The sequence below is a fragment of the Mammaliicoccus sp. JADD-157 genome (assembly GCF_049310805.1).
Classification (GTDB): domain Bacteria; phylum Bacillota; class Bacilli; order Staphylococcales; family Staphylococcaceae; genus Mammaliicoccus; species Mammaliicoccus lentus.
In genome coordinates, this window is the sequence record NZ_JBMOVZ010000005.1 from 1 (window position 1) to 11,725 (window position 11,725).

Annotated in this window: 9 protein-coding genes, 6 tRNA genes and 2 rRNA genes; all 17 read left to right on the forward strand. The window is 34.2% G+C overall.

What is annotated here, in order from left to right; translation table 11 throughout:
- Positions 1–109 (forward strand): 23S ribosomal RNA (locus ACO6VN_RS12365); the annotation flags it as partial.
- 120 nt (positions 110–229) lie between these two features.
- A 5S ribosomal RNA gene (gene rrf / locus ACO6VN_RS12370) occupies positions 230–344 on the forward strand.
- 16 nt (positions 345–360) lie between these two features.
- Positions 361–435 (forward strand) — tRNA-Asn (locus ACO6VN_RS12375).
- Between the two features lies 1 nt (position 436).
- A tRNA-Glu gene (locus ACO6VN_RS12380) sits at positions 437–508 on the forward strand.
- A 9-nt stretch (positions 509–517) separates the two neighbouring features.
- Positions 518–593 (forward strand) — tRNA-Val (locus ACO6VN_RS12385).
- Between the two features lie 21 nt (positions 594–614).
- Positions 615–698 (forward strand) — tRNA-Tyr (locus ACO6VN_RS12390).
- A 4-nt stretch (positions 699–702) separates the two neighbouring features.
- Positions 703–777 (forward strand) — tRNA-Gln (locus ACO6VN_RS12395).
- A gap of 3 nt (positions 778–780) precedes the next feature.
- A tRNA-Lys gene (locus ACO6VN_RS12400) sits at positions 781–853 on the forward strand.
- A 223-nt stretch (positions 854–1,076) separates the two neighbouring features.
- Positions 1,077–1,982, forward strand: a complete 906-nt coding sequence (gene rocF / locus ACO6VN_RS12405; protein ID WP_194201432.1) for an arginase — start codon at positions 1,077–1,079, stop codon at positions 1,980–1,982.
- A gap of 134 nt (positions 1,983–2,116) precedes the next feature.
- A complete protein-coding gene (gene cdaA, locus ACO6VN_RS12410; RefSeq protein WP_016998506.1) occupies positions 2,117–2,923 on the forward strand; it encodes a diadenylate cyclase CdaA in 807 nt (268 codons plus the stop codon).
- Positions 2,924–3,859 (forward strand): CdaR family protein, encoded by a 936-nt coding sequence (locus ACO6VN_RS12415; RefSeq protein WP_016998505.1) that lies wholly within the window; start codon positions 2,924–2,926, stop codon positions 3,857–3,859.
- Positions 3,860–3,882: 23 nt separating this feature from the next.
- The gene (gene glmM / locus ACO6VN_RS12420) at positions 3,883–5,235 is read left to right on the forward strand and encodes a phosphoglucosamine mutase (protein ID WP_422404755.1); all 1,353 of its coding nucleotides are present in this window, start codon (positions 3,883–3,885) and stop codon (positions 5,233–5,235) included.
- A 485-nt stretch (positions 5,236–5,720) separates the two neighbouring features.
- Positions 5,721–7,523, forward strand: coding sequence for a glutamine--fructose-6-phosphate transaminase (isomerizing) (glmS, locus tag ACO6VN_RS12425; RefSeq protein WP_194201433.1), 1,803 nt, complete (start codon positions 5,721–5,723; stop codon positions 7,521–7,523).
- A 198-nt stretch (positions 7,524–7,721) separates the two neighbouring features.
- The gene (locus ACO6VN_RS12430; RefSeq protein WP_194201434.1) at positions 7,722–8,024 is read left to right on the forward strand and encodes a metal-sensing transcriptional repressor; all 303 of its coding nucleotides are present in this window, start codon (positions 7,722–7,724) and stop codon (positions 8,022–8,024) included.
- Positions 8,025–8,039: 15 nt separating this feature from the next.
- Complete coding sequence (locus ACO6VN_RS12435) at positions 8,040–10,424, forward strand: heavy metal translocating P-type ATPase (protein WP_422404756.1); 2,385 nt, start codon at positions 8,040–8,042, stop codon at positions 10,422–10,424.
- Between the two features lie 20 nt (positions 10,425–10,444).
- Positions 10,445–10,651 carry a copper chaperone CopZ gene (copZ, locus tag ACO6VN_RS12440; protein WP_194201436.1) on the forward strand — a complete coding sequence of 69 codons (207 nt, stop codon included), beginning with the start codon at positions 10,445–10,447 and terminating at the stop codon, positions 10,649–10,651.
- A 294-nt stretch (positions 10,652–10,945) separates the two neighbouring features.
- Complete coding sequence (locus ACO6VN_RS12445) at positions 10,946–11,725, forward strand: SDR family NAD(P)-dependent oxidoreductase (protein ID WP_135022352.1); 780 nt, start codon at positions 10,946–10,948, stop codon at positions 11,723–11,725.

The following is an 11,725-nucleotide window of genomic DNA, read 5'->3' on the forward strand; positions in this document are numbered from 1 at the left end:
CCAACTTCGGTTATAAGATCCCTCAAAGATGATGAGGTTAATAGGTTCGGGGTGTAAGCGCAGTAATGTGTGTAGCTGACGAATACTAATCGATCGAAGACTTAATCAAATTTTTAAAATCGGTTTTTGAGCCGTAAAATCTGCTTACTATCTAGTTTTGAATGTGCAATACATTCTCATAACAATGAGAAGAGCAATTGTTTATCAATTGTCTCAAGCAAGTACTTTGTCTGGTGACGATAGCAAAGAGGTCACACCTGTTCCCATGCCGAACACAGAAGTTAAGCTCTTTAGCGCCGATGGTAGTTGGACTTACGTTCCGCGAGAGTAGGACGTTGCCGGGCAAATTATTAGTATTATTCCACAGTAGCTCAGTGGTAGAGCTATCGGCTGTTAACCGATCGGTCGTAGGTTCGAATCCTACCTGTGGAGCCATGGCCCCTTGGTCAAGCGGTTAAGACACCGCCCTTTCACGGCGGTAACACGGGTTCGAGTCCCGTAGGGGTCATTTTTATATGGAGAATTAGCTCAGCTGGGAGAGCATCTGCCTTACAAGCAGAGGGTCGGCGGTTCGAACCCGTCATTCTCCACCATTTCTAATAACTAAATAAGCTGGAGGGGTAGCGAAGTGGCTAAACGCGGCGGACTGTAAATCCGCTCCTTCGGGTTCGGCAGTTCGAATCTGCCCCCCTCCACCATTGTTGGGCTATAGCCAAGCGGTAAGGCAACGGACTTTGACTCCGTCACCCGCTGGTTCGAATCCAGCTAGCCCAGCCATTAGAGCCATTAGCTCAGTTGGTAGAGCATCTGACTTTTAATCAGAGGGTCAGAGGTTCGAATCCTCTATGGCTCATATTGAAGACATTAGTGATTTCACTAATGTCTTTTTTGTTTTTAAGCGTTTTTGCATATACATGTATATGTATTAGGATATTGTTACAAAGGCGTTTCTATATACATATATGAATAAATATTTGTAATATATTAATAATATCCATAAACCCTTATATACCTTGATGTAAGTGCTTACATATACTAGAATATAATAGTAATGACAATTAAGGGGGATTTAAAATATGAGTAAACGTATTGAAATTATTGGTGCACCCACTGCCTTTGGTCAACGTAAATTAGGAGTTAACTTTGGACCGGATGCATTAAGATATGCTGGTTTAATAGAGAGAATAGAAGATATTGGACATGAAGTAATTGATAAAGGTAATGTTCAATCACCAGTTCTAGACATGAAGAAATATAAAAGTGAACAAAAAGGTCTTCGTAATTTAGAGGAAGTAATTGCTTTTTCAAATAATTTATACGAATCTGTGAATGAAACCGTTGAAAAAGGTCACTTTCCACTCATACTAGGTGGAGATCATTCTTTATCAATAGGCTCTATAGCTGGTATTAGTAAACACTATGAAAATTTAGGCGTGATTTGGTACGATGCACACGGTGATTTAAATACGTTAGAGTCTTCTCCTAGCGGAAATATACACGGTATGCCATTAAGAGCATTGATAGGTGAAGGTGATGAAGCACTGACAAACATTGGTGGATATAAAAATAAAGTTAAACCTGAAAATGTCGTATTAATAGGTATGAGAGATTTAGATGAAGGCGAGAAAAAGTACATAAAAGAAGCAGGTATTTTAACATATACTATGGCTGATATTGATAGGTTAGGTATGGGACAAGTCATTTCAGAAACGATAGAATATCTAAAAGATAAAACGGATGGTATTCACTTATCGCTAGACGTTGATGCTTTAGATCCTGTTGAAACACCAGGAACAGGAACTATTGTACCTGGTGGAGTTACATATAGAGAAAGTCATCTTGCGATGGAAATGTTGCATGAATCTAAATTGATTGTTTCTGCTGACTTAGTAGAAGTAAACCCACTTATTGATGAATATAATAAAACAGCTAGATTAGCGATTGGATTAATGGGTTCATTTTTTGGTGAAAAACTATTATAATTGACAATTATGAATAAAATCATTATAAATAAAGAAGTCTCTAATTATAGAGACTTCTTTTTTATTTAAATTAACAATATAACTGAAAAATTGATATAATAAATAATAGGTTAACGAAATACGGAGGAGATACTATGCAGTTACCTGACATTTTTGGCGATTTAAGTGCCATAAAAGTTATAACAGGTATACTTGATTTGATTATTGTATGGTATGTATTGTACTTAATTATTACAGTAGTGAAAGGTACAAAAGCGATACAATTATTAAAAGGTATATTTTTCATCATAATTGGTAGAACAGTAAGTGATTTTTTAAATTTAACAACAACAACGCTATTATTTGACTTCGTATTACAATGGGGATTTTTAGCGATTATTGTTATATTCCAACCAGAGTTTAGAAGAGCTCTAGAACAGTTAGGTAGAGGTAGCTTGTTTAAACGCGTAAACGTAACGACCTCTGCTGAACAAGAACGTCTAACTGATAGTATCGATAAAGCTGTTCAATACATGGCTAAGAGACGTATAGGTGCACTCATAGTCTTTGAGAAAGAAACAGGTTTGCAGGATTACATAGAGACGGGCATTCCTATTAACGCTGATATTACTCAAGAGCTACTCACTAATATATTCATTCCTAATACACCATTACATGATGGGGCTATGATTATTAGAGAACAAAAGATTGCTACAGCTGCAAGTTACTTACCATTATCAGATAGTCAAAAAATATCTAAAAGTTTAGGTACAAGACATAGAGCGGCGGTAGGTATCTCTGAAGTTTCAGATGCATTTACAGTAGTTGTATCTGAAGAAACGGGGTCGATTTCTGTTTCATTTGATGGTAAATTAAGAAAAGAAATATCTAGTGATACTTTTAGGGAATTACTAGTTGAGCATTGGTTTGGTTCTGTTCAAAGCAGAAAGGATGTGAAGTAGATGCTAGAATCTAAATGGGGATTACGTTTTGTCGCATTAGTACTAGCTTTAGTCATGTTCTTATCTGTTAATAATGTATTTGGTAGTTTATTTAACGAAACAACGTTAAAAAATTCTGATCATGTTATAGAGGATGTTCCTGTTGAAACAGTTTACAATTCTAAAGAATTATACTTATCAGGTGCACCTAAGACAGTAGATGTTAAAGTTTCAGGACCACAATCTACAATCTTAAAAACAGAAAAATTACTTAATTTTAAGGTGGAACTTAATCTAAAGAATAAATCAGTAGGAGAATATAAAGAAAGCTTTAAAGTAAAAGGATTAAACAAAGATTTGAATTATCAAGTTATTCCGAAAACCACAACTGTTTCTTTACAAGAAAAAGTATCTAAGAAATTCCCAATCGAAGCTGAAATCAATCAAAATAGAATCGCTTCCGGTTATGAATTATTAGGTGAAACAGTTAATCCATCACAAATAACGATTACTGGTGGTCAAGAAGAATTAAATAAAATCGCATATGTAAAGGCAACATTAGATGAAAATAAACAGCTTACTGATGATACAACTGAGAAAGCAGGCATTAGCGTATTAGATAGTAACTTGAACAAATTAGATGTTCAAATTAGACCTGATACTGTTAATGTAAACATTAAAGTTGCGAGATCGAGTAAAACAGTAAGTTTAAATCCTGTCACAAAAGGATCTGCTTCAAAAAACACAAATATTGACGATATAAGTTTAGATAAATCAGAAGTTAAAATATACGGTTCACGTAATGTATTAGATGGTATTAGTTCAATAGATGTGCCAGTAGATGTATCGGATATCGATAATGATACAACGAAAAAGGTAGATTTAAATTTACCTGATGATATAGACGAAGCCGAATTCAACAAAGTCGAAGCAAAAATAAAAACTTCTAAAAACTAATGGAAATAAAAGGAGAATTACAAATGGGCAAATATTTTGGTACTGATGGTGTAAGGGGAGTAGCGAATTCTGAATTAACTCCTGAAATTGCTTTTAAATTAGGTAGATTTGGTGGATATGTTTTAGCCAAAAAGCATAATAGCGAAAACCCGAAAGTATTAGTAGGTAGAGATACACGAGTATCAGGAGAAATGTTAGAATCTGCTTTAATTGCTGGTCTATCATCAATAGGAGCAGAAGTTATGAGATTAGGTGTCATTTCAACACCAGGTGTAGCTTATTTAACTAAAGAAGTAGAAGCAGATTTAGGTGTTATGATTAGTGCTTCTCATAATCCAGTAGCTGATAATGGTATTAAATTCTTCGGACCAGATGGTTTCAAGCTGACTGATGATGAAGAATTAGAAATAGAAAAATTATTAGATTCAACTGAAGATAATTTACCAAGACCTACAGGTAAGGAATTAAATCATATATCTGATTATTTCGAAGGCGCTCAAAAATATATGAGCTATATTAAGTCAACAGTCGATGGAGACTTAGAAGGGCTTAAAATTGTATTAGATGGCGCGCACGGTGCTACATATTCTCTAGCTCCTTATTTATTCGGAGATTTAGAAGCCTCTAGTGAGACAATTGGTTGTAAACCGGATGGCTATAATATTAATTTAAATGTTGGATCTACACATCCTGAAGAACTATCTAATGCAGTTGTAGAGTACGAAGCAGATTTTGGTTTAGCATTTGATGGTGATGGAGACAGAATTATAGCGGTTGATGAAAAAGGTCAAATAGTAGACGGTGACCAAATTATGTTCATTTTAGCGCAAGATATGGCTGAACAAGGTGAATTAAAAGATAATATGGTTGTATCAACAGTAATGAGTAATTTAGGTTTTTATAAAGCTTTAGAAGAAGTAGGTATAAAATCCGACAAAACTAAAGTAGGCGACAGATATGTTGTAGAAGAAATGAGAAGAGGTTCTTATAGTCTTGGAGGCGAGCAATCTGGCCATATCGTATTAATGGACTATAATACAACAGGTGATGGTTTACTAACAGGTGTACATTTAGCAAGCATCGTTAAAAGAACTGGTAAATCATTAAGCGAATTAGCAAGTAAAATGAAAAAATATCCTCAGCGTTTAGTCAATGTAAAAGTTTCTGATAAGTATGGTGTTGAAGAAAATACTAAAGTTGCAGAAATTATTACAAAAGTTGAAGTTGAAATGAATGGAGAAGGCCGTATTTTAGTACGTCCATCTGGAACAGAACCGTTAGTTCGTGTAATGGTAGAAGCTAAAACTGAAGAAGATGCTGAAAGATATGTAAATAATATTGCAGAAATTGTTAAAAGAGAAATGGGAATTGAATAATTAAATGAATATAAAAGCGGTTGAGTCATATGTTTTATGGCTCAACCGTTTTTTATTATAAATTATTATCACAAGTTCATTGAATATAAATTTCTAAAATAAGTTGATATATATAGTGATATAATTGCACAATACTGAGATTCATTGTAGAATAAAGAAAGTTCACTAAAGGAGGATTGTGAGGTTTATCAAAATAAGGAAACTTATAGCGCCTGAACAAAAGGGAATTATGACTAAAGATGCGTGTATATTCAGATACATGTTGAATGAATAATTTCGCTTTTGTTGACGAGGAGGATGGTTATCGAATTATCGGCGGATGCTATCCCGGATGTGGCTCATTCGAAAGTTCAATGGTTAAAGCATATGGGTGACTGTATGTCCAAAGTCATTGAAACAGCCATGAAGTCAATAACGTACTGAAAGCGACTGGATACTTTTTGAAGTTGTCTAACCGCTTATTTAAAATTGGAGGAATTTAATTTATGTGTGGAATCGTCGGATATATTGGTACAGCCAATGCAAAAGAATTATTACTTAGAGGATTAGAAAAATTAGAATATAGAGGCTATGATTCAGCAGGTATTGCTGTTCGTAACGAAGAAGAAATAAAAGTATTTAAAGAAAAAGGTAGAATTGCTGAATTACGTAAAGTTGCAGATAATGATTTTGATGGAAATATTGGGATTGGACATACTCGTTGGGCAACACATGGTGTTCCTAACTACGAAAATGCGCACCCTCACCAATCAACATCAGGTCGTTTTACTTTAGTACACAATGGTGTAATCGAGAACTATGAACAATTAAGAAATGAATTTTTACAAAGTGTAACATTTAAATCAGATACTGATACTGAAGTAATTGTAGAATTAATTGAACATTTTTCAAATGAAGGTTTAACAACTGAAGAAGCTTTTAATAAAGTATTATCATTACTACATGGTTCTTATGCATTAGGCTTATTAGATGAACAAGATGCAGAAACTATTTATGTTGCTAAAAATAAATCACCATTATTAGTTGGTGTTGGAGATGGCTTCAATGTTATTGCTTCAGATGCAATTGCGATGCTAGCTGTCACAGATACTTATAAAGAGTTAGTAGATAATGAAATTGTAATAGTGAAAAAAGATAAAGTAATCATTAAAGATCAAGAAGGCAATGTTATCGATAGAGATAGCTATAAAGCAGAAATTGATGCATCAGATGTTGAAAAAGGTACTTACGATCATTACATGTTAAAAGAAATTCATGAACAACCTGCAGTTATGCGTAACATTATTCAAAATTATCAAGATGATGAAGGTAACTTAAAAATCGATAAAGAAATTATCGATGATGTTGCACAAGCAGATAGAATATACATTGTAGCTTGTGGTACAAGTTATCATGCTGGTTTAGTAGGTAAAGAATATATCGAAAAATGGGCTGAAGTACCTACGGAAGTACATGTAGCTTCAGAATTTGTTTACAATATGCCATTACTATCTAAGAAACCATTATTTATCTTTATTTCACAATCAGGTGAAACAGCAGATAGTCGTGCAGTATTAGTTGAAGCGAAACGTCTTGGTCATAAAGCACTGACGATTACAAATGTTCCTGGCTCTACTTTATCTCGTGAAGCGGATCATACATTAATCTTACATGCAGGTCCTGAAATTGCTGTTGCTTCTACAAAAGCATATACAGCTCAAATCGCAGTATTAGCGATTCTTTCACAAGTTGTAGCAAATGCTCACGGTAAAGAAACAGGCGTTGATATTTTACCAGAACTTGCAAAAGTAACGACAGCTATTACAGCTATCGTCGATGATGCTTCTAAAATGGAACAAATTGCTAAAGATTTCTTAGAAACAACTCGCAACGCATTCTTCATTGGTCGTACGATGGACTACTATGTTGGCTTAGAAGGTGCTTTAAAACTTAAAGAAATTTCGTATATTCAAGCAGAAGGATTTGCTGGAGGAGAGTTGAAACACGGAACAATTGCTTTAATTGAAGAAGGTACGCCAATTATTGCATTAGCTACTCAAGCAAAAGTTAACTTATCTATCCGTGGTAATGTAAAAGAAGTAGTAGCACGTGGAGCTAATCCTTGTATCATTTCTATGGAAGGGTTAGAACATGATGAGGATACTTATGTAATCCCACATGTACATGAATTATTATCACCACTTGTTTCAGTAGTAGTACTACAATTAGTTTCTTATTACGCAGCGCTTCACAGAGGCTGTGACGTAGATAAACCACGTAACTTAGCTAAATCAGTAACAGTTGAATAATATATTTTAGTTTTTAAAGAGTCTGGGACATAATCAATGTCTCCGACTCTTTTTTTATATTGCCAGTAATCATTGCCGGGGTTGGACTAATAGATCTTTTTTATAGAAAATTATGTATCATATTTAATTTTATAAACAAAAAACTTGAAAAATATACGCTAGGGGGGTATAGTATTAATTAAGAAAGGACGTGAGTATATGGGAGAGTTTTTACATGATCATCCTGTAACACCAAGAACTAAAGAAGAAAAAGAGAAAGTATTAAATAGATTAAAACGTATTGAAGGGCAAGTACGAGGTATTCAAAGTATGGTTGAAGAAGAGCGTTATTGTGTGGATATACTCGTTCAAATTAGTGCTATACAGTCTGCACTTAAGAATGTTGGGTTTGCAGTAACAGAACGTCATATTAAACATTGTGTTACAGATGCTATCCAAAAAGGCGAAGGCGAAGAAACAATAGATGAATTAATGAGTGTTCTTAAACAATTTTCTAAATAAGGAGGTGTGGTATAAGTGGCAAATCAGAAACAAACAACTGTTGGCGTCACTGGCATGACATGTGCAGCATGTTCAAGTCGAATTGAGAAAGTATTAAATAGAATGGACAGTGTAGATGCCAAAGTGAACTTAACAACAGAAAAAGCATCTGTTTCATTTGATCCTGAACAATCTTATTTAAAGGATATAACTAATAAAATTGAAAAACTTGGATATGGCGTGTTAACAGAAAAGGCAGAACTTGATGTATTTGGTATGACATGTGCAGCATGTTCAAGTCGTATCGAGAAAGTATTAAATAGACAAGAAGGCATTGAGCAAGCAACAGTTAATTTAACTACAGAACAGGCTAATATAGAATATAATCCTGAAATAGTGGATATTAAAGCAATCATAGATAAAATTAAAAAATTAGGATATGATGCACAAGCAAAAAGTGAAATGAAAAATAAAGAAACACACAAACAAAAAGAAATAAAACAAATGAAATTAAAATTAATTATTTCAGCAGTTTTATCCTTACCACTATTCATGACAATGCTTGTTCATTTATTTCATGTTCAATTACCTAGTATATTTATGAATCCATGGTTTCAATTTATTCTTGCTACACCTGTTCAATTCGTAATAGGATGGCAGTTCTATATTGGAGCATATAAAAATTTAAGAAACGGCGGCGCCAATATGGATGTGCTTGTTGTATTAGGTACTAGTGCGGCATATTTTTATAGTTTATACGAAGCGATTAAAACTATTGGTAATCCAGAATACATGCCACATTTATACTTTGAAACAAGCGCGGTTCTAATCACTCTTATTTTATTCGGTAAATATTTAGAGCAAAGAGCAAAAAGTCAAACAACAAATGCATTATCATCACTTCTTAATTTACAAGCGAAAGAAGCAAGAGTTATTCGAGAAGACAAAGAAATGATGATACCTGTAGAAGAAGTTGCAGTAGGTGATGTTTTAAGAATTAAACCTGGTGAAAAAATACCAGTAGACGGTAAAGTTATAAAAGGAAATACTTCTATTGATGAATCAATGATTACTGGTGAATCTATACCGGTAGAGAAATCAATAGATGAAGCGTTAATTGGTTCAACAATTAATAAAAATGGTTCAATTGAAATGAAAGCAACAAAAGTTGGTTCAGATACTGCTTTAGCATCAATCGTTAAAGTTGTAGAAGAAGCTCAAGGGTCTAAAGCTCCTATACAAAGACTTGCCGATGTTATATCAGGTTATTTCGTACCAATCGTGGTTGGAATAGCAATCTTAACATTTGTGATATGGATAACTTTAGTTAACCCAGGACAATTTGAAGGCGCACTTGTAGCTGCAATTGCAGTGCTCGTTATTGCTTGTCCATGTGCTTTAGGGTTAGCAACACCTACTTCTATCATGGTAGGTACTGGTAAAGCAGCTGAAAGTGGTATTTTATTTAAAGGTGGCGGTCACTTAGAGAGAACACACCAATTAAATGCTATTGTTCTAGATAAGACAGGAACAATAACAAAAGGAAAACCAGAAGTGACTGACTTTACAGGTGACGATGAAACTCTACAATTGCTTGCAAGCGCAGAAAGAGGTTCTGAACATCCACTAGCTGAAGCAATAGTTGCATATGCAACAGAAAAGGATTTAGCTTTAAAAGAAGTATCAAGCTTTGATGCAATACCTGGACACGGTATAAAAGCGATTATAGATAGAAATGAAATATTAGTAGGTAATAGAAAACTAATGACTGATGCTCAAATTTCAGTTAATCAAGTTGAAGAAACACTTACAAACTTTGAACATCAAGGCAAGACTGCAATGTTAATGGCAGTTAATGGTCAATATAAAGGCGTAGTAGCAGTTGCTGATACAATTAAAGAAACTGCACCTGAAGCGATTAAACTGATGCAAGATGAAGGATTAGAAGTAATTATGCTTACAGGTGATAATGAAAGGACTGCCCAAGCTATTGCTAAGCAAGTAGGTATTGATTCAGTTATAGCAGAAGTCTTACCAGAAGAAAAATCAAACGAAATAAAAGCTTTACAAAATAAAGGTAAGAAAGTAGCTATGGTCGGAGATGGTGTAAATGATGCACCTGCATTAGTAGTAGCAGATATCGGAATAGCTATAGGAACTGGAACTGAAGTAGCGATAGAAGCAGCTGACGTAACGATTTTAGGGGGAGAACTATTATTAATCCCTAAAGCAATCAAGATTAGTCACGCAACAATTAAAAATATTAAACAAAACTTATTCTGGGCATTTGGGTATAACACAGCTGGTATACCTATAGCTGCCCTCGGTTTATTAGCACCGTGGATAGCAGGGGCAGCAATGGCTCTAAGTTCAGTTAGTGTTGTCACTAATGCTCTAAGATTAAAAAGAGTTAAACTATAAATTATAAGGAGATGTATATAATGGAACAAACAATTAAAGTAGAAGGTATGACTTGTAATCATTGTAAATCATCAGTAGAAGGTGCTTTAAATCAATTAGATGGTGTAAATAATGCCACTGTAAACTTAGAAGAAAATAATGTACAAGTAGCATATGAAGAAGGCAAAGTAAACTTTGATCAGATGAAAGAAGCAATAGAAGATCAAGGATACGATGTTGAAGCATAACAAGAAAATATAATGAATTTTATATGAGTCCTGGACATAAATAATTGTCCAGGACTTTATTTTGTATTGGCATTAGCTGATTTGACTGAAAATAAGCTTATAAAAAGCTTTTTTCAATACTAGTCATCCTAAGCAGTGTGGGACTACGAATACTTTTTAAGAAAATGAGATTTCTGTCCACTCCCATTTTTATAAGGAAACTAAAGTTATCATGAAAACAAGGGGGAATTTTTGCAGTAAGGTATAGACTAACGTATATTGAGATATAAGTACAACTAAAGAAAGGGGTATTAGATGGATTTTAAATTAGAGAACAAAGTAGCATTAATTACTGGAGGCAGTAAAGGTATCGGTTTAGAATCAGCTTTATGTTTGGCGAAAGAGGGAGCAAAAGTAGCTATTTGTGCTAGAAATAAAGATAGATTAGAAGAAGCAAAAAGTTATATTCAAAAACACACAAAAGCTAATGTCCATATTATTGTTGCTGATGTAACAGATAAGTCAGAATGTATAAAAGCTGTAGAAGAAACAGTGGGTAAGTTTGGGACGATAGATATATTAGTGAACAATGCTGGTACATCTCAAGCTCATGCGTTTGAAGAAGTGGAAAATGAACTTTGGGAAGATGATCTTGATTTAAAATTATTTGGAGCCATAAATTGTTCAAAAGCAGCAATCCCTTATATGAAAGAAAATGAACAAGGTTCAATCATTAATGTCACAGCAGCGTTAGGCAAGACACCTCCTAAATCATCGTTGCCGACTTCTGTATCAAGAGCTGCTGGCATGGCACTTACAAAAGCGATGAGTAAAGATTTAGGTGAATATAATATAAGAGTCAATACAGTATGTATAGGACTTATAAGAAGTGAACAATTAGAAAAAAGATGGAAAAATGAAAATCCTGAGTTATCTTGGGAAGAATACTCAAAAATTGACCGTTCAATTCCTTTAGGAAGAATTGGGAACACAGAAGAAGCGGCCAATGTGATTACTTTCTTATCATCATCAGCTGCTTCATATGTGTCTGGAGCTTCAGTTAATATTGATGGTGGATTCATAGGCACTTTATAA